Source organism: Marinobacter aromaticivorans, from assembly GCF_002806975.1.
Lineage (GTDB): Bacteria > Pseudomonadota > Gammaproteobacteria > Pseudomonadales > Oleiphilaceae > Marinobacter > Marinobacter aromaticivorans.
The window spans coordinates 120,942-138,316 of record NZ_NIHD01000007.1; the positions used below are offsets into that span (position 1 = coordinate 120,942).

Sequence of the window (17,375 nt, forward strand, 5' to 3'; positions counted from 1 at the left end):
ACTGCATTATATGGATATTCATTAAAGTGCTTTTCATACCAAACTGAGCGCCATCAGATGCGCTTGAGAGCGGCGCCTGCCTGCACATCACTATTACAACAAAAGAAGAGCAGGATGCGGTATGCGGAGAAACGAACCAGTCACCCAAAAAGAGCGAACTTACCCTGATGACTTCAACCTCATCACAACGACAGACCTGCAAGGCAGGATTACTGCAGCCAATGAAGCATTCGCAGAGGTCTCGGGTTATACCGAAGACGAGCTGATCGGGCAGCACCACAACTTAATACGACACCCCGACATGCCGGAGGGTGCGTTCGGGGATTTGTGGCAAACCATTAAGAATGGCGAATCGTGGCGTGGCATCGTCAAGAATCGCTGCAAAAATGGCGATCATTACTGGGTCGATGCTTTTGTAACCCCCATTTTTGATAACGGCAACATTGTTGAGTATCAGTCAGTGCGGGTACTGCCCCACAGAGACCAGATACAAAGAGCAGAAGCGGCCTACGCAGCCTGGAACCGGGGTAATATTCCCCGCCGGTTTCTGGCCACAAGCCCGGCATTACCCTGGAAACTGATTTGTCTTTACGCTGCGCTGGCGACTGGGCTCCTGGCCCTTGGCCTGACGACACTACCCGCTCAGAACATGGTAATCCTGCAGGGATTACTACTGGTGGCTTTTCTGACCCTGCAAGGGCTGACACAACCGATGGTTCGAAGCGCAAAAGCCGCCTGCCGGCACGCACACCCTGTTATGCCATGGATCTACACCGGCCGCCGGGATGAAAGCGCATGGATCGAGTTCGACCGGCAAAAACGCAACGCAGTCCTGCGCGCGGTATCGGCCCGCATGCACACCAATGTAGGGTACCTGCACGGCAGCAAACAACGCACGATTGATTGGGTTTCGCAGTCAGTTGCCAGCATTCGCAGCCAGCGTGAAGACATCCAGAGCATTACCCGGGCATTTGATGAACTGGCGCGCAGTGTCAAAGGCGTAAGCGAACTGACTAGCCGCACCCATGACGCAACCATGGATGCCAGTAAATCAGCCGGCCACTGCCAGCAACAAATGCAGGTCATGAACGACGATTTGTCCGGCCTGCATAACCAGCTTTCCGCCGCCAACGAGAGAATAACCGCACTGTCGGAAAAAAGTGATGCCATCGGTCTGGTGCTTGATGTCATTTCAGACATCGCGGAACAGACCAACCTGCTGGCGCTCAATGCAGCGATTGAGGCCGCAAGAGCGGGCGATGCCGGTCGCGGCTTTGCGGTGGTTGCGGATGAGGTCCGCGGGCTGGCCCGGCGTACTCACGAATCCACCCGCAAAATCGAAGAGATTATCGACGCCTTGCAGAATGAAACGCACAGCGTTGTTGATGTTATTAACCGCGGAGCCAGTGCCTGTGAGCAAACCACATTCATGGGAAATGAGGCCAGTAAAGCACTCGCCTCCACCCTCAGGGATATCGAAATTATTACCAGCTGCACCCATGAAGTGGCGAGTGCTACCAAAGAGCAATCCGCCCTCAGCCTGCAGGTACAGAAGCAGGTGGATCGATTGCTCGCGCTGGGTGACGAGTCAGTCCGCAGTAGCGAGAGTGTCCGACTGGAATCCGAGGATCTCGGTAACAGCGTGGACCAGGCTCAACTACTCACCAGCCACTTCCTGAAAATGCTTTCTGGCCGGTTAACGGCAGGCAAAGTCGGGGCAAAAGCACAGCCATAGCGATTCCCCAGGCTCCCACAATGCGGTAGTCTGACGACCTCACCCGGTATTCGTTGCGGAAAATCGTCACTATCATGTTGTTATCATGACTCTGGGAACTCTGTTCTGGCTGTTTGTTGCAGCCTTTGCCATCTGGTACTGGTGGCGCGCCAAGGCCATCAAGGACTCTGTCCTCCAGGCTGCCCACCGCTACTGCAAAACCATGGACGTCATGCTGCTCGATGACGCCATCTACCTGCGGGGCATCTGGTTCAAGCGCGACGAAAAAGGCCAGATCCGCGTGTGGCGCCGCTTCCTGTTCGATTTCACGGCCACCGGCGAGGAGCGCTATAGCGGTCGGGTTATCATGCTCGGACCGCGGATCCTGCACATGGAGCTGGACCCGCACAGGTTCCCCTGAGTTTCCCGCACACACGCCCCCCCCTCAACCACAGGCCTCGGCAATCACTTATGCGCGATTCCCCCAAAGATATGTTTGGGTTTTCTATACTGTCCGGGTCATTCTCAACCAACAGACCGGAACAATGGATATCCATCACGACCAGCGCTTTGCAATTAACCTGAACGTTCGCGGCATCCAGCCTTCAGCTACCCTGCGAATCAACGAACTGAGCAACCAGCTAAAATCCGAAGGCAGGAACATCATCAAGCTTGGCCTCGGGCAATCGCCTTTCCCGGTTCCTGAGCGTGTTGTGAGTGCACTCAGGGAACACGCCCATGAAAAGGACTACTTGCCGGTCAAGGGCCTCAGAGGCCTGCGCGAATCCATTGCCGGTTACATTAACCGCCGGGAGCGTATGCGGTGCACCTGGGAAGACGTGCTGATCGGCCCCGGCTCTAAAGAACTGCTGTTCATTCTGCAGCTGGCTTACTATGGCGATCTTCTGATTCCACGCCCGAGCTGGGTGTCCTATGCGCCCCAGGCCCGCATTATTGGTCGTTCCGTACACTGGCTGCCCACTCACGCAGAGAACAACTGGCAACTGACCGCCGAGGAACTGGACATCATTTGCCGGGACGACCCCTCGCGCCCACGTATCCTGATTCTCAACTATCCGTCCAACCCGACCGGCTGCAGTTACACCGACGACCAGCTTCTGGCCATCGCCAATGTCGCCCGCAAGTACAAACTGATCCTGCTTTCGGATGAAATTTACGGCGAAGTACACTTTGAAGGAAAGCACAAATCCATCGCCCGCTACTACCCGGAAGGCACTATTATCAGTACCGGTTTGAGCAAGTGGGCGGGTGCCGGTGGCTGGCGCCTGGGTACTTTCATATTCCCTAAAGAACTCCGCCCCCTGCAGGACGCCATGGCCATCATCGCCAGCGAAACCTACACCGCCACCAGTGCCCCCATACAGCATGCTGCAATCACTGCCTTTAACGGTGGCGACGATATAGATGAATATCTGAAACAGTCACGCCGTGTGCTGAAGGTGGTAGGTGAGTACATGCACCGGCGCCTGAGTGATATGGGTGCTGTGGTGCAGAAGCCTGAAGGCGCTTTCTACGTGTTCCCGAATTTCGAGAACTTCCGCGACCAGCTTGCCAGAAAGGACATCAAAACCAGCCAGGCCTTCTGCCAGTCGTTACTGGAAAGCACAGGCGTTGCCATTTTACCGGCCAGCGATTTCGGCTTTGTGCCGGATCATCTGGGTGCGCGCCTGGCGTTCGTGGATTTTGATGGTGCGGAAGCTCTTCAGTTGGCTGGCGGGGACTATGCCGATCGGGAGCTTGCTGATGATTTTGTCGACACAGCCTGCCCTCGTCTGGTGACAGCAATGGACAAGATGGAGGCCTGGCTGAACAGCCTCTGAGTTTGTCGTGTTAGACTGGTGCCTCTACTTTTCAAAGGCTATGACGGGGGCACCATGTCTGACTCTGTTTCCCTTCAGGGTATTACCGATTTTGCAGAGGATCTGGCCCGGAAGGCCGGAAAGCTGATCCGCAAAGAGCGTGACCACAGCACGCTGCGCACCGACTACAAGCAACACTCTGAGCTGGTCACCCACGCGGACATCGTTGCCGATGAATTTATCACCAGCGCCATTCGCAAACGCTTTCCTGATCACCGCATACTTTCTGAAGAAACCATGCCGGATCTCAGCCAGGCTGAGGAACTGGAAACGCCACTGTGGATCATTGATCCCATCGATGGCACGGTAAACTATGCGTACGGTCACCCGCAGGTTGCGGTGTCCATTGCCTACGCGGAAAATGGCCGTGTGCAGGCCGGTGTGGTGCACGCGCCCTTCCCGCGCCCGCGCGAAACCTTTCGCGCCACACTGGGCGATGGTGCCACGCTTAACGGCAAACCCATACGCCACAGCGGTGCCACGGTTCCAGGGGAGTCACTCTTTGCAACCGGTTTCCCTTACACCAAAGACAACCTCGCCCCACTGGTCAGCCGCCTGGACGCAATGATTCATCAGTGCCGCGATCTGCGGCGCATCGGTTCTGCGGCCCTGGATATCTGCTGGGTAGCCTGCGGCAGGCTGGATATCTACTATGAAAACGTCAGCCCCTGGGACTTCGCCGCCGCCCGCCTGATTGCCCTGGAAGCCGGCGCCACCGCCGGTCACTTCAGCGAGGTTCCCGAGGGCTACCCGGTCGACCTCTGGGGCCGCGACATCCTGATTTCGGCGCCGGCTATCTGGGAACCTGTTCGTCAGATTCTTCGGTCTGCTTCTGGGTATGAGTGAGCTTTGGTGCTCTTTTTCTTTGTAGCCTGTTGGTTTTGGGGGGTGGCACGGGCAGGAAGGCCCTGTCCCGGAACCGCTACAAGCACGTCCGTGTGCGCTTGACGTAGGCCATCCATGGCCTACGACATTCCGGGACAGGGCCTTCCTGCCCGTGCAACTAACTAAAGCGAAATCTCGTCAAAAAGACACACTGATATCTTTCCGATTGCTGCCACAAAATCTAACGCAAACCGAAGAAAAGTCAGATATATCTGAGTTGTCTGAAAGAGGTCGGTGGGATCGGTCTGCACAGAATGTTGGAGGCCATGGATGGCCGGAAACAAGCGCACATGGATGTGCTCGTAGCGGTTCTGTGCAGACCGATCCCGCCGGCCTCCTGCACCAAGACCATCAGGCTACAAAGAAAAAGAGCACCAATCTCAGCCCCAAACTGAATCAGCAACCAACCCCCAGCTCTCGTCAAAATCGGCTGTCGGCAACCGCGTAAAAGACGAGCGGATGAACCGCTGAATGCGGCCTTCCATAAACACCAGAACAAAATCCGCACTGCGCGTGGCACTGGTGCGTGGCCGTAAACCCTGGCGAATTTCGCCTTCTTTGAGGGTTTGCCGTACCTGGGTTTCCAGGCGCTCGAAAAACTGGGAAGCGCGCTTGCGTAAGGCCTCGTTTTCGCCCACCAGAGCATCACCGGTGAGCACACAACACAGCCCTGGATTGCGCTCGCCAAACACCAGAACCAGATGCACCAGCTGCTGCAAACGAACCCGCACATCCTCCTGCTCCTGCAGGATGACCTGACAGCGGGAGAACACAGCTTCTTCTGCAAACTCCAGAAGCGCTTCGAACATTTTCCGTTTGCTGGGAAAGTGACGGTACAGCGCCGCTTCCGTTACACCAACGGATCTGGCGAGAACAGAAGTGGTAATCCTGGCGCCCGGGTCTGTTTCCAGGAGTTCCAGAAGGGCGTGGAGAATCGCCTCCCGGCGACTGCTGGGTTTCTGATCGGTCATGGTAATACCGCAGCGCTCTCAGTAAGAATCTGTATCAGAAAAATGTGCCATCAAGAGGCGACGACGCGCTCGCGTAGAGCTTTTTGGGCATTCGCCCTGCAAGGTAGGCTTCACGACCGGCTTCGATGGCAAGGCGCATGGCATTGGCCATTTTGATGGGGTCTTTGGCCTGGGCGATGGCTGTATTCATCAGCACGCCGTCGCAGCCCAGCTCCATGGCTATGGTGGCGTCGGATGCTGTTCCTACGCCGGCATCCACTAACACCGGAACCTTTGAGTTTTCGACGATCAAGCGGATGTTGTAGCGATTCTGGATACCCAGACCGGAGCCAATGGGTGCGCCCAGAGGCATGATGGCGATGCAGCCCATTTCCTCAAGCCGCGTGGCCAGCAAGGGATCATCGGAGCAGTAGACCATGACTTTAAAGCCGTCTTTGATCAGCGCCTCCGCAGCCACCAGGGTTTCCGGCATATTCGGGTACAGGGTTTTGTGTTCACCCAGCACTTCCAGTTTCACCAGATCGCGGCCATCGAGCAGCTCGCGCGCCAGTTTGCAGGTACGTACTGCGTCTTTAGCGGTATAGCAGCCGGCTGTGTTGGGCAGGATGGTGTAATGTTCCGGGGAGATAACGTCCAGAAGATTGGGTTCATCCCTGTTCTGCCCCAGGTTGGTGCGGCGAACCGCTACGGTCACTATTTCGGCGCCGCTCATTTCAATGGCGTGGCCGGTCTCCATCAGGTCGCGGTATTTGCCCGTGCCAACCAGCAACCGTGACTGGTAAATACGGCCTGCAATTTCAAGCGGTTTGTCTTCGGGCAGTTGGATCTCTGGCGTTTCGGTCATAGTGTTTCCGGGTTGGTAAAACGTAATAATAAAAATTCCTGAAATCATGCATCAGGCTTAGGCCTGAACATGCGCGGTTTTAACCGCCGCCGATCGCATGCACCACTTCAACGCGATCGCCGTTACTCAAGGCAAATTCGGTGTGCTGGCTGCGCGGGACTATGTCCTCATTCACCTCTACCGCCAGCCGCTTGCCCGCCAGCGCCATTTTTTCCACCAGGGCGGCCACGGTGGCGCCCTCCGGCAGCTCCATGGTTTCACCATTTACCTGAACTTGCATATCACCCTTAACCTCTGCTTTTACTCACTTGCCGGCGGGCGCCGGCGGTCAGCAACAAGGCCCAGCCGATCATGAAACACACTCCACCCATGGGCGTAATCGGGCCAACCCAGCGTATGTCTGTCAGTACCAGTGTATACAGGCTGCCACTGAACAGAAGTATGCCGGCAAAAAAGAAGCCGCCGGCCAGCGCCAGTAGTCGCCGCGACAGGCCAAAACCCGACAGCAAGGCAACCAGCACCAGCGCGATGGCATGATACATCTGATAACTGGCCGCGGTCTGGAAGACTTCCAGGCTGCGCCCGCTTACAAGATTGCGCAGCCCGTGTGCGCCGAAAGCACCGGCCATTACCGCCGTAAGCGCGAAAAAAGCACCTGTTACCAGGGGCAGGCGCATGAAGCCGGGGCTCTGTGGCTTTACAGGTTCAGCAGTCACAGTGGATCTTCTCGCCGGTATCCAGATTCATCATTGTAAGTGCCCCTCCCCAGACACAGCCTGTATCCAGCGCGATAAACCGGTCACTACCAGTCTCGCCTTCAATAGCCGCCCAGTGCCCGAAGATCACGCGCAGGTTGTCAGGACGGGGGTATTCGAACCAGGGAGCAAAACCTTTGGGTGCGCTGCCAGCGTGCTCTTTTGTGGTGAGTTCCAGCCTGCCGTCCGGGGCAATAAAGCGCATCCGGGTGAAATAGTTGGTGATCACCCGCCAGCGATCCATGCCCGTCAGCTTTTCACTCCAGCCTTCCGGCTCGTTGCCGTACATCAGCCTGAAGTATTCCGGGGCGTCAGTGCCGCGAATAACGTCTTCCACTTCCCGGGCTCGCGCCAGGGCCTGCTCAACACTCCAGATATGGGGCACCCCGGCGTGGGCCATCATGATGTTGCGCTCGGGATCGTGCACGCACAGATTCTGCTGCCGCAGCCAGTTCACCAGTCCGTCGCGATCGGGCGCCTCCAGTATTTCGGCAAGGGTATCCTTGCGTTTTGGCGCGTGGCCGCCAAGCGCTACCGCCAGCAAATGCAGATCATGATTGCCCAGAACCACCACGGCAGTATCGCCCAGGTTTTCCATGTAACGCAGGGTTTTGAGGGAGGACGGACCCCGGTTAATCAGGTCGCCCGCCACCCACAGTCGATCCCGGGAAGGTGAGAAGCCCACCTTTTCCAGCACGTCCCGAAAGCGATCATAACAGCCCTGAATATCGCCTATGGCGTAATCAGTCATGGGTGTCTCCGCTCACGTCTTTTGCGCGACTCTCGTCTGCCTGGGCACTGCCTTGCCCGCTCTCTTTTTCGGCGGTTATCAGGTCTGCAATGCTCACGTAATCCGCCAGGCTGAGGTTTTCCGGCCGCAGGCCATCGTTGATGCCCAAAGCCAGCAACTGTTCAACCGTTACAACACCTGCCAGCGCCTTGCGCAGGGTTTTGCGGCGAGCGTTAAATGCTGTTCTGACCACGGCCTGCAGTGTGCCCAGATCCTTCGCCGGGTGTGGAAGTTCGGTATGGGGAACCAGCCGCACAATGGCTGAATCCACTTTTGGCGCAGGCCGGAATGCGCCGGGGCCCACCTCAAACAGGGGCTGAACCTTGCAGAAGTACTGGGTCATGATACCCAGTCGGCCATAGTTGTTGTCACCAGGTACAGCAGCCATGCGCTGCACCACTTCTTTCTGCAGCATGAAATGCATATCCTGCACTACGCCGGTCTGTGACAGCAGGTGGAAAATCAGTGGCGTGGAAATGTTATAGGGCAGGTTACCGATAATGCGCAGGGGCTTACCGTCTGTAAGCTGGCTGAAATCAAACGTCAGGGCGTCCCCTTCGTGGATACGAAAGTCGGGGTAGTTAAAAAACTTGGTGCGCAGCACCGGAATCAGATCGCGATCCAGCTCCACCACCTGTAGCTTCGGGTTTACTGCGAGAATCTCCTCGGTAATGGCTCCCAGTCCCGGGCCGATTTCAACAATGGCGTCGTCCGGCTTCGGGTGAATGGCGCGGATGATCCGCTCAATCACCCCGGGATCGTGAAGAAAATTCTGGCCGAACCGTTTCCTGGCCTGATGACCTGCTTTTTTGCTCACTCCGATTTCTCTTTACCGGTGACTTTGCAACTAGGGATGGCGTTACTGTTATTGGCCGATTTGCGCGAGCGCGCCATCTGCTCACCCACGCGAATAGCGGTGTGCAGGCTGCCCGCATCGGCCTTGCCAGTACCGGCAAGGTCCAGGGCCGTGCCGTGATCCACGGAGGTACGCACAATGGGTAGCCCAAGCGTGATATTCACCGCCCGGCCGAAACCCTGGAATTTGAGAACCGGCAAGCCCTGATCGTGGTACATGGCCAATGCCGCATCGGCTTCGTTCAGCCAATGCGGCGTAAACAGGGTATCCGCTGGCAAGGGCCCGATCAGTTGCATACCCTCCGCGCGAAGTTTCTCAAGGGTCGGCCCGATCACCTCGATTTCTTCCCGGCCCAGATGTCCGCCTTCTCCGGCATGGGGGTTCAGGCCGGCAACCAGGATCCTTGGCTGTGCAATTCCGAAAAACGTTTTCAGATCGGCGTTGAGAATGCGGGCAACCTGGGTCAGCCTTTCCGGCGTAATCGCGGCAGGAACGTCTTTGAGGGGTAAGTGCGTTGTTACCAATGCAACCCGTAACTCCTCGGTAGCCAGCATCATGACTACCCGGTCCACACCACACAGTTCCTGCAGAAACTCGGTGTGGCCGCTGAATTCAATACCCGCGTCGTTGATAACGCCTTTGTGTACCGGCGCCGTAACCATGCCGTCAAAGTCACCTTTCAGGCAACCTTTTGCCGCAAGGGTGAGGGTTTCCAGAAGATAACGGCTGTTACCGGTATTCAGTTTGCCCGGTTGAAAAGATGCACAGCCCTCAACGTGCAATACCGAGAGCTCACCCGCGCCCTTCGCTGGCGCCCTGCCGGGCTGCCAGGCATGCAGGGTTACATCCAGACCCAGCAATCTGGCCCTTTGTTCCAGCAATGGCTGGCTGGCGATAACCACCAGGCCGGCAGCACGCTGCTCCAGCGCCAGTTGCAGGCACAGCTCAGGCCCCACGCCGGCGGGCTCGCCCGCGGTCAGGGCCAGGACAATATCGTCAGTCATTATTCTGCGGATTCCTGAGCATCGTCGGGCTCGTCTTCAGCTTCCTGTGCATACTCGCCCTTGAACTCGACAAAGGCTTCATCCCGGATTTCCCGCAACCAGTTCTGCAGTTCGGTCTCAAACTTGCGACGGTAGATGGCCTGGCGTGCCTCGGCCTCTTTTACGTCACCACTGATGTCTTTCTGGCGGCGCTCCTCAACCTGAAGGATGTGCCATCCGAACTGGGAGCGAAACGGACCCTTGTACTCGCCAACGTCCGCCTCCTGCATGGCTTGCTCAAACGCCGGCACCATCTGGCCCGGGCTTACCCAACCAAGGTTTCCTCCGTCGGAACCGGATACCGGATCGTCTGAATACTCGCGAGCCAGTACGGCAAAATCGGCACCATCCTGCAACTGTTCATATATCTCCCGGATAGTGTTTTCTGCCTCCCTGTCCGTTACTGCTTCGGAGGGCCTGATCAGAATATGCCGGACACGGTTTTGCTGGATAACCTGTTGCTGTGAACCGCCACGCTTGTCCATCACCATCACCATATGGAAGCCACTGTTGTTCTCCAGCACCTCCGAAGGCTGCCCAACCTCCAGCTCCGGCACAACCGGCGCCACCAGCGATGGCAACTGGCTTTCGCTGCGCCATCCCATATCACCGCCCTCAAGGGCATTACTGGCATCGGATTCGGCAACCGCCACTTCCCGGAAATCCCGGCCATTCACGATGGCCGCCCGAAGCTCTTCCGCTTTTTGCCGGGTGGCGTCTACGGCAGCATCATCGGTGGGGTTGTCCAGTTCGATAAAGATATAGGCAAGCCGGTATTCCGCATCGTTACCACCGCCGGACTCCAGGGCCTGCAGATAGTTTTCAACTTCACGCTCGGTAACACGAATGCGGCTGCCCACCTGGCGCTGCTGCACCCGACCGATGATCATTTCCTGGCGAATCTGCTCTCTGGCCTGGCGATAACTGACCCCTTCAGCAGCAAGCTGATCCTCAAACTCGGGCAGGCTCATTCCATTACGCTCGGCGATATTAGCCAGGGTTTCGTTCAGTTCGTTATCGCTGATACGCATGCCCATCTTTTCCGCCATCTGCAGCTGAACGGATTCGGTAATGAGCTGTTCAAGGACACGTTGTTCAAGAAGACTGCGCGGTGGCAGCCCGGTACCCTGAGCGCTCAGGCGGCTGACAATCGTGTTGATACGCGCCTCCAGCTCCGTCTGCAGGATCACCTCGTCATCAACAATAGCAACCACCTGATCGAGTAGTTTGCGCTCAGCCTGGGCTGAAAAAGAAAGAGCCACTGCCAGCAGCATCAGCAGTGTCTGTAAACCCTGGCGAATCGTCGCCTTCATAATCACCTCTTAATGAAGATAGTAGCCTGCATACAGGGTACCGGAATGGCACCGCTGCCGTCAGGGGAATACAATGTGAAGCATCAATAAGCAGCGCCGGTCAGGGAGTTCCGAAACGGCGTCGCTCGCGCTCATCAAATCCATAAATGGCGTTGGAGATCGACGTGGACGCTCCTCCGCTGCCACCCAGGCCTTTTAACTGAACCTGGAACAGTATACGGCTGTCCAGCTCCTGGTCATCGGTCAGATAATTCTGGTGAACCAGCTGAACGCTCCAGCAACAGTTGTTGTACTCAATTCCGGCAAGGGAGCCAACCGTGCGGTCAAGCGTCGAATCGTAGACCCAGCGGCCAATCAGGCTAACACGGTCTGTTGCCGGCAGAACTGCCGCAATGTCCGACTGTTCCAGATTATCCTTGCTATAGGTGTGCCCGACGCTGGCCAGGTAACGGTAGTCCTGTGAGTGAAAAACAAGCTGGCTGCGCCCCTCTTCTGTTTCCCCGGTGTCCGGATCCCAGAGCCCGGACGATCGAATTTGCAGATTCTGCAGCGGGTTGAGTACCACCTCCCCTGCCAGCGGTGAACGACTGCGGGTTCCCCCACCTTCACCAAACAGAGTTACTTCGCGATCATCAAAATACTGCACCTGGCCAATACTGACGCGGGCCCGCTCGGCCCCGGTCAGCAGATCATTGAAGCGGCTGGTCAGGGCCACGGTCAACTGGTTGGCGTCGCCTACCCGGTCGCCGCCGACAAAACGATCCGGCTGGAACAATTGCTCAAAACGGAAGGTCTGCACGTCCGTATCAAACGATGGAATATAGTTCTGGTCTTCTTCCGCATCCGCCCAGGCATAATAAAGCCGGGGCTCAAGGGTCTGATTGTAGGGCACATCAAACAGGCTCGACTGGCGATCAAAATACAGGCCATTATCCCATTCCACCACAGGAACCGTGCGATCAAACGCACCGTCCCCGGCACTGTAGTCGTCCAGCTCGTAGCGGGTGTAATCCAGGCTGACCGAGGGGCGGCTGAAGCCCCAGAGTGCCCGCATGGGCAGAGCCAGCTCCGGGCGGGCACGAAAACGCTGACCATTGGCCCGGTCGAGCCCGGTCAGTGTTTCGTTATCCCGGTAGAACCAGGTGTACTGGCTCTCCAGCCCGGCCTCAAACCAGCCCGCCTCAGCAGTACCGGCATAAATCACTTCTGGCAGCTGGGCATAAGGCCTGTCCGCCTGGGCAATGCGGTCGCTGACGGTCTGGTAATCATTGATGTACACATCAAAATACTGGTTCGGCCCCTGATAACGCACACCGCCTTTACGCTGCAGATGTGTGGCCTGATTGATATCCAGGCTCCGGTTCAGATCGCCCAGGTAATCCTCATCACTGACTGAAGAAAAATCGCCGTAGCCGTTCCAGCCACTGCCCAACGCCGCCCGGGTGGAGGCATCCAGAGCCCAGCGCTGCCCGTTCTCACCGGGGTTTTCATCTTTGTAGGTGGAATCGTTGTCTATATAGCCAAGCTGCAATGTCGTTTGCCCGAGAGTGCTGAGATACCGGCCCTCAAGCTCATTGAACAAACCGCGGCCGTGGATGTATTGCGGTGTGAGCGTGGCATCGTAATGGGGGGCCAGGTTCAGATAATAGGGCACCGCGATAAACGCACCGCTGCCGGCGCTGGACGAACCAAACTGCGGATACAGGAAACCGGTTTTGCGACGGTCATCAATGGGGAAACTGGCGTAGGGCCAGTAAAATACCGGAACATCAAGAACCTCGAGGCGAACATGCTTTGCCGTGCCGAAGCCCTCGGCCTGATCCAGCTTGATATCGGAGGCTACAATTGCCCAGTCGTTTTGCTGCGGGCCACAGGTCGTCAGCATACCGTCACGGATTTCTACCAGCGAGTCATCGAACCGGGAGAGGCTTCCGGCCCTGCCCCGCATTTCCGGCCCGTGCAACAGAAACGTTGCGGTATTGATATCAAAACGACCGGACTCCACGCTGTACTTCGCGCGCTCGCCGGTCAGCACAAAGCCTTCACCACGGCTGACCAGAGGACCTTGAATCGAAACCAGGCCGATACTCTGATTGTAACGGGCTTCCGGGCCCGTCACCTGAAAACTTCCCTGGCTCAGTCTTACATCGCCCTGAAGATACAGCTCCTTGTCGATTTCATAACGAGCAGTCAGGCCACTGGCATGCAAGGGGACAGCTTCTCCATCACTGGCGGCGGCATCGCCGGATGCGATCAGGCCACCATCGCCGGTGCCCGATGGCAGGTAACCACCTTCGCAGAATACCGGCAGGGAATTCCGGACGGACTCCGGAAGCTGGCTTTTCCAGCGCCAGTCCAGCTCAGCGGCAGAGGGCGCCTCCTGGGCGGCTGAAAGTCCGGCTCCTGAAGCCATAAGAAACCCGGCCAGCAAGCCCGCAACCTGGCGCTGCAATGTGCCTTTCTGCGCCTGCAGATAACGCTCGGACACTGACACGATAGCTGGGTTCCTGTTCCGGGTGCATAAAAGGGACTGTGAATAGCGCGGCAGGGCACACATACACAACCGACAGCGGTGTAGTTTACACGTGGCCCCGAGGCTTGTTAACGGAAACAGGCCGCTAAACAAAACTCCGCTGCAAAACCGGCTTACCCTCTTTATACTCCGTACAGGGTGCCTGCTGAAAAATCCCGTTGTGGATCCGGTTCAGGGCCTGCCCGTTTCTGCTTCAAATGTATCACTTACGTCAGGATAACAACCCAAGCTATGGACAACCGCCTGCAGCAGCTGACCGTTTGGGTCAGACAGTTCCCCGGATTTGAGAATACCGAGGTCAGATCCGTCTCGGGCGACGCCAGTTTCCGGCGCTACTTCCGGGTCTGCAAAACCGATATGGACGGCCGCAAAACGCCGTTCATTGTTATGGACTCCCCGACGGAGCTGGAAGACTGCACACCCTTCGTTCTCATTGGCCGCCACTGGCGCCAGGCAGGAATCAACGTTCCACAAATTTTCGAAGCCGACCCGATGCACGGCTTTCTGTTGCTGGAAGACTTCGGTGACCAGCTGATGCTGGGACAGCTCGGGCCCACCACCGCAGACTCGCTGTACCAGGGCGCCCTGGACGAACTGGTTCTCATCCAGCAGCTGTCCTCCCCTTCCGACTACCCATTGCCGGTTTACGATGCAGCCCTGCTTAACCGCGAAATGGCACTGTTCCGCGACTGGTTGCTGGAAGGCTATCTTGAGCTGGAACTGGATAACATGGAGAAATCCATGCTCGATACCACCTTTGCGCTGCTTCGCGAGAGCGCACTGGCCCAGCCCACCGCCACCGTGCACCGGGATTACCACTCCCGGAACCTGCTGGTCCTCGATGAGCACCCCCGGCCTGGTGTTATTGATTTTCAGGACGCAGTAACCGGCCCGGTAACCTACGATGCGGTTTCACTGCTCAAAGACTGCTACATTCAATGGCCCGAGGACAGGATTTGTGAATGGCTGGAAAATTTCCGCCAGCAGACTCTGGAGGCGGGCCTGCACCATGCCGATGCCGATACCTTCCGCCAGTGGTTTGAACTTATGGGCATGCAGCGCCACCTGAAGGCGGCTGGCATTTTTGCCAGACTGGCCATGCGTGATGGAAAAACACGCTATCTGGAGGATATTCCCCGCACTGTAAGCTACCTTGTAACCGCAAGCAGCCGGCAACCGGCCCTGAGGCATTTTCATGATTGGCTGGAAGCGGTCGCTGTGCCCCGGATTGAAGAGCGGATCGGCCCACTTCCAGGTAAGGAGCAGGCGACATTGTGAAGGCGATGATTCTTGCTGCAGGCAGGGGGGAGCGTATGCGGCCACTTACGCTTACTACCCCGAAACCCCTGCTCATCGCAGGTGGCAAGCCCCTCATTGAGCACCACCTGGAACACCTGCGCAATGCAGGCTTTCAGGATGTGGTTATCAACCATGCGTGGCTTGGGGAACAGATTGAGTACACGCTGGGCGATGGCGGGCGCTTCGGGCTGGCACTGCATTACTCCCGGGAAGGCGAACCGCTGGAAACAGCCGGCGGCATTGTGCGCGCGCTGCCGTTACTCACGAGCCCCGAGACAGACTGGTTTGTGGTTATAAACGGTGATATCTGGGCAGATTTTGATCTGGCAAGACTGCAGCCACTGGCATCTGCCGGGCAGGCTCACATTGATGCGGTTCTGGTGATGGTGGACAACCCACCGCACCACCGCCACGGCGATTTCTGCCTGAATGACCAGGGCGTGATCTACGAAGACTGTGTGAACAAAGAAGGCGAAAAACTGACCTTTTCCGGTATCAGCCTGCTGCACCGCAGGCTGTTTGAGGGACTGACCGACCAGGCCGGGAAACTCGGCCCCGTCCTGCGCGACGCCATGAGTAAAGGCCGGGTAACCGGGCTGCACCATCGTGGTCTCTGGGTTGATGTGGGAACGCCGGAGCGGCTGCGCAATCTGGATCAGCAACTGGCGATCCGGGAGCCGTAGCGCCATGGCGACCCGCCCCGCACAACCGGCCTTGCCGCCAAGAATGGACGCAGTATTTTCCAGGCTGCTGCGCAAGCTTTCAAACTCTGGCCATCAGGCGCACGAATTGATTGCCCAGACCCGCCTGCCCCGGTGGTGTCGGCGCCCCCTGTTTTTCTTCCTGGGCTATATCGCAAAAGCAGAGGGGCGCGTATCGGAGCAGGACATACGTTTTGCAGAAAGCCTCATCACAGCGCTGGGGTTATCAAAGAGCCAGAGACACAAGGCCATACGCAGCTTTGAACAGGGCAAAACCTCCCAAAATCTGCCACCGCTTACCGGCCTCACACTAAGGCTCAGCCACCACCTCTGGCCCGCCCCGGCCCTGAAAATTGCCATTTGCCTGTGCCACGCCGCACAAGTAAGAGGCCGCCCGACAAAGCCCCGCCGATATCGCTGCGAAGACGCCATTGACCAGATTGGACTGCCGGTATCCGTCAGCGAGGACATTTTTGACAGCTATGCCGCCCGGGTGTGGGACGACATCAGCAGTACGCCGCTAAAACCCGCGAACCTGGAACAGGCATGCGCTCTTCTTGGCGTTACCCGAAGGGACCCGGTGGCCACGATCAAACGGGCATACCGGAAAAAAGTCTCCGAATACCACCCGGACAAACTGGCCCAGCAGCAGCTCAGCGACGCCGAGCGCGCACTGGCCAAGGAGCGCCTGCTGGTTTATCAGCAAGCCTGGGAGCTTATCCGGCGGCACTACTGACGAACGGTCCTGATGCAGCACCCATTGCCATGGCTATCCCTGCTCTCGAATTTTTCTGCTGTTAACGTGCATCCGGCTTTAACCAGGCCGATATTCTGCTCGCCAGGGCCTTCCCGTCTGGCGGTATGCTTGCAGAGCCTGGAGCCACGGGCTGCAAGCTGAAAGCTTCCATTCCCGCCCGTTGCAAACGGGCCTTGCGCCGCACCCGGTCTTCCGATGAAGACAACTCCAGAATGCGCGACACAGAAGCGCTTTCCAGCGCTTCCGCCAACCGATCGCTATCCCGGGGATAGAACGCGGGCTCAACCCAGATCAGTGCCGCAGGTGTTTTCAATCCTGCAACAAAAGGCACCACATGGTTGCTGCCACGACCTATCCCGACCACACCTGCAAGCTGGTACCCGCGCTGCTCAAGCAGCGTTTCAGCCGCTGACAGTTCGTTCCGGATTCGGGAGCGGTACACAGCTTCCATCTCCACCGGCGTTTCCGGTGCCATGACATCAATGGTTGCCGGACTGGCGGCCTTCCGGCCCGGCTCTGTGGCTTCTGTTCCGGGCGCAGAACCCGGACGCTCAAGAACCTGTTCAAGTGAAGCGGGCGGGGCTTCAAGGCCCAGCGAAAGTACCGCCAGCTTCCGGGTTGCCAACTCCCGGGCCAGTGCCCCTGCCAGGCCGGATGCGGCATTCTCGCCCTCGTCGGCCAAAATAATCAGGGCGCCTCTTGCCGGGGCCTCCGTTTCGGGCCAGAAAAGCGCCAGCGTGCGGGAACCGTCTTCCATATCCAGCCATAATGCGGAGTCCGGAAACCTCTGGCTGAGGCCCCACTCACCCAGGCCAGACGACACCACTCCCCGCACTTCGCCGATTGGAGACTTTGCTTCCTCCGCTGAGGGCTCTTCATTTTGCGCTGAAGGCTCTTCCTCCAGAGCAAATGCGGGCAGACTGTTGACTGCCAGCAGAATGGCCAGCATGCAACCACTTATGTTCCTGCCGCAGCTGCGTCGGCTTATTGCTCTGGATCGGTGCACAGTTCCTGCTCCTCTGGCTACGAAAAAA

17 protein-coding genes are annotated in these 17,375 nt (G+C 57.6%); 7 read left to right on the forward strand and 10 right to left on the reverse strand.

Going from position 1 to position 17,375, the window contains the following annotated elements; translation table 11 throughout:
* Window positions 1-121 precede the first annotated feature (121 nt).
* From CDH48_RS11800 to CDH48_RS11815, 4 genes are all read left to right on the forward strand, one after another.
* On the forward strand, window positions 122-1,735 hold the full coding sequence (locus CDH48_RS11800; protein ID WP_100688944.1) for a methyl-accepting chemotaxis protein: 1,614 nt from the start codon (window positions 122-124) through the stop codon (window positions 1,733-1,735).
* Between the two features lie 85 nt (window positions 1,736-1,820).
* Complete coding sequence (locus CDH48_RS11805) at window positions 1,821-2,135, forward strand: DUF3301 domain-containing protein (protein ID WP_100688945.1); 315 nt, start codon at window positions 1,821-1,823, stop codon at window positions 2,133-2,135.
* 124 nt (window positions 2,136-2,259) lie between these two features.
* Entirely contained in the window at window positions 2,260-3,555 is a 1,296-nt protein-coding gene (locus CDH48_RS11810; protein WP_100688946.1) for a pyridoxal phosphate-dependent aminotransferase, read from the forward strand.
* A gap of 54 nt (window positions 3,556-3,609) precedes the next feature.
* A complete protein-coding gene (locus tag CDH48_RS11815; protein WP_100688947.1) occupies window positions 3,610-4,440 on the forward strand; it encodes an inositol monophosphatase family protein in 831 nt (276 codons plus the stop codon).
* Between the two features lie 419 nt (window positions 4,441-4,859).
* Here the strand turns inward: CDH48_RS11815 and slmA are convergent, their stop codons facing one another.
* The 9 genes from slmA to CDH48_RS11860 all read right to left on the reverse strand — a co-directional run bounded on the left by slmA (window position 4,860) and on the right by CDH48_RS11860 (window position 13,464).
* Complete coding sequence (gene slmA / locus CDH48_RS11820; protein ID WP_100688948.1) at window positions 4,860-5,450, reverse strand: nucleoid occlusion factor SlmA; 591 nt, start codon at window positions 5,448-5,450, stop codon at window positions 4,860-4,862.
* A gap of 34 nt (window positions 5,451-5,484) precedes the next feature.
* Window positions 5,485-6,294: a thiazole synthase gene (locus tag CDH48_RS11825; RefSeq protein ID WP_100688949.1), complete on the reverse strand. Its 810-nt coding sequence runs from the start codon at window positions 6,292-6,294 to the stop codon at window positions 5,485-5,487.
* 79 nt (window positions 6,295-6,373) lie between these two features.
* Window positions 6,374-6,574 (reverse strand): sulfur carrier protein ThiS, encoded by a 201-nt coding sequence (thiS, locus tag CDH48_RS11830; protein ID WP_100688950.1) that lies wholly within the window; start codon window positions 6,572-6,574, stop codon window positions 6,374-6,376.
* Between the two features lie 7 nt (window positions 6,575-6,581).
* Window positions 6,582-6,971, reverse strand: a complete 390-nt coding sequence (locus CDH48_RS11835) for a DUF423 domain-containing protein (protein WP_100688951.1) — start codon at window positions 6,969-6,971, stop codon at window positions 6,582-6,584.
* A gap of 28 nt (window positions 6,972-6,999) precedes the next feature.
* A complete protein-coding gene (locus tag CDH48_RS11840) occupies window positions 7,000-7,800 on the reverse strand; it encodes a symmetrical bis(5'-nucleosyl)-tetraphosphatase (RefSeq protein ID WP_100688952.1) in 801 nt (266 codons plus the stop codon).
* On the reverse strand, window positions 7,793-8,656 hold the full coding sequence (gene rsmA / locus CDH48_RS11845) for a 16S rRNA (adenine(1518)-N(6)/adenine(1519)-N(6))-dimethyltransferase RsmA (RefSeq protein ID WP_100688953.1): 864 nt from the start codon (window positions 8,654-8,656) through the stop codon (window positions 7,793-7,795). Before rsmA ends, CDH48_RS11840 begins: the two co-directional genes overlap by 8 nt.
* A complete protein-coding gene (gene pdxA / locus CDH48_RS11850; RefSeq protein WP_100688954.1) occupies window positions 8,653-9,699 on the reverse strand; it encodes a 4-hydroxythreonine-4-phosphate dehydrogenase PdxA in 1,047 nt (348 codons plus the stop codon). Before pdxA ends, rsmA begins: the two co-directional genes overlap by 4 nt.
* Window positions 9,699-11,051 carry a peptidylprolyl isomerase gene (locus tag CDH48_RS11855; RefSeq protein WP_100688955.1) on the reverse strand — a complete coding sequence of 451 codons (1,353 nt, stop codon included), beginning with the start codon at window positions 11,049-11,051 and terminating at the stop codon, window positions 9,699-9,701. The genes pdxA and CDH48_RS11855 overlap by 1 nt, the downstream gene beginning before the upstream one ends.
* 100 nt (window positions 11,052-11,151) lie before the next feature.
* Window positions 11,152-13,464 carry an LPS-assembly protein LptD gene (locus CDH48_RS11860; RefSeq protein WP_100689062.1) on the reverse strand — a complete coding sequence of 771 codons (2,313 nt, stop codon included), beginning with the start codon at window positions 13,462-13,464 and terminating at the stop codon, window positions 11,152-11,154.
* A 351-nt stretch (window positions 13,465-13,815) separates the two neighbouring features.
* Between CDH48_RS11860 and CDH48_RS11865 the strand changes: the two genes are divergently transcribed.
* Genes CDH48_RS11865 through CDH48_RS11875 form a run of 3 tightly spaced genes read left to right on the forward strand, consistent with a single transcriptional unit; the run spans window position 13,816 to window position 16,320 of the window.
* A complete protein-coding gene (locus CDH48_RS11865; RefSeq protein ID WP_100688956.1) occupies window positions 13,816-14,862 on the forward strand; it encodes an aminoglycoside phosphotransferase family protein in 1,047 nt (348 codons plus the stop codon).
* Window positions 14,859-15,566 (forward strand): N-acetylmuramate alpha-1-phosphate uridylyltransferase MurU, encoded by a 708-nt coding sequence (murU, locus tag CDH48_RS11870; protein ID WP_100688957.1) that lies wholly within the window; start codon window positions 14,859-14,861, stop codon window positions 15,564-15,566. The genes CDH48_RS11865 and murU overlap by 4 nt, the downstream gene beginning before the upstream one ends.
* Window positions 15,567-15,570: 4 nt before the next feature.
* Window positions 15,571-16,320 carry a DnaJ domain-containing protein gene (locus tag CDH48_RS11875; protein WP_100688958.1) on the forward strand — a complete coding sequence of 250 codons (750 nt, stop codon included), beginning with the start codon at window positions 15,571-15,573 and terminating at the stop codon, window positions 16,318-16,320.
* A gap of 61 nt (window positions 16,321-16,381) precedes the next feature.
* Here the strand turns inward: CDH48_RS11875 and CDH48_RS11880 are convergent, their stop codons facing one another.
* The gene (locus CDH48_RS11880; protein WP_100688959.1) at window positions 16,382-17,290 is read right to left on the reverse strand and encodes a DUF3530 family protein; all 909 of its coding nucleotides are present in this window, start codon (window positions 17,288-17,290) and stop codon (window positions 16,382-16,384) included.
* Window positions 17,291-17,375 lie beyond the last annotated feature (85 nt).

Bases quoted from the DNA above. Each gene is read 5' to 3' on its own strand.
- pdxA (WP_100688954.1), bottom strand. From the start codon at position 9,699: ATGACTGACGATATTGTCCTGGCCCTGACCGCGGGCGAGCCCGCCGGC.
- CDH48_RS11815 (WP_100688947.1), top strand. From the start codon at position 3,610: ATGTCTGACTCTGTTTCCCTTCAGGGTATTACCGATTTTGCAGAGGAT.
- CDH48_RS11880 (WP_100688959.1), bottom strand. From the start codon at position 17,290: ATGCTGGCCATTCTGCTGGCAGTCAACAGTCTGCCCGCATTTGCTCTG.
- CDH48_RS11840 (WP_100688952.1), bottom strand. From the start codon at position 7,800: ATGACTGATTACGCCATAGGCGATATTCAGGGCTGTTATGATCGCTTT.
- CDH48_RS11835 (WP_100688951.1), bottom strand. From the start codon at position 6,971: ATGCGCCTGCCCCTGGTAACAGGTGCTTTTTTCGCGCTTACGGCGGTA.
- CDH48_RS11855 (WP_100688955.1), bottom strand. From the start codon at position 11,051: ATGAAGGCGACGATTCGCCAGGGTTTACAGACACTGCTGATGCTGCTG.
- CDH48_RS11805 (WP_100688945.1), top strand. From the start codon at position 1,821: ATGACTCTGGGAACTCTGTTCTGGCTGTTTGTTGCAGCCTTTGCCATC.
- CDH48_RS11865 (WP_100688956.1), top strand. From the start codon at position 13,816: ATGGACAACCGCCTGCAGCAGCTGACCGTTTGGGTCAGACAGTTCCCC.
- CDH48_RS11875 (WP_100688958.1), top strand. From the start codon at position 15,571: ATGGCGACCCGCCCCGCACAACCGGCCTTGCCGCCAAGAATGGACGCA.
- CDH48_RS11825 (WP_100688949.1), bottom strand. From the start codon at position 6,294: ATGACCGAAACGCCAGAGATCCAACTGCCCGAAGACAAACCGCTTGAA.
- CDH48_RS11810 (WP_100688946.1), top strand. From the start codon at position 2,260: ATGGATATCCATCACGACCAGCGCTTTGCAATTAACCTGAACGTTCGC.
- thiS (WP_100688950.1), bottom strand. From the start codon at position 6,574: ATGCAAGTTCAGGTAAATGGTGAAACCATGGAGCTGCCGGAGGGCGCC.
- CDH48_RS11860 (WP_100689062.1), bottom strand. From the start codon at position 13,464: ATGGCTTCAGGAGCCGGACTTTCAGCCGCCCAGGAGGCGCCCTCTGCC.
- CDH48_RS11800 (WP_100688944.1), top strand. From the start codon at position 122: ATGCGGAGAAACGAACCAGTCACCCAAAAAGAGCGAACTTACCCTGAT.
- slmA (WP_100688948.1), bottom strand. From the start codon at position 5,450: ATGACCGATCAGAAACCCAGCAGTCGCCGGGAGGCGATTCTCCACGCC.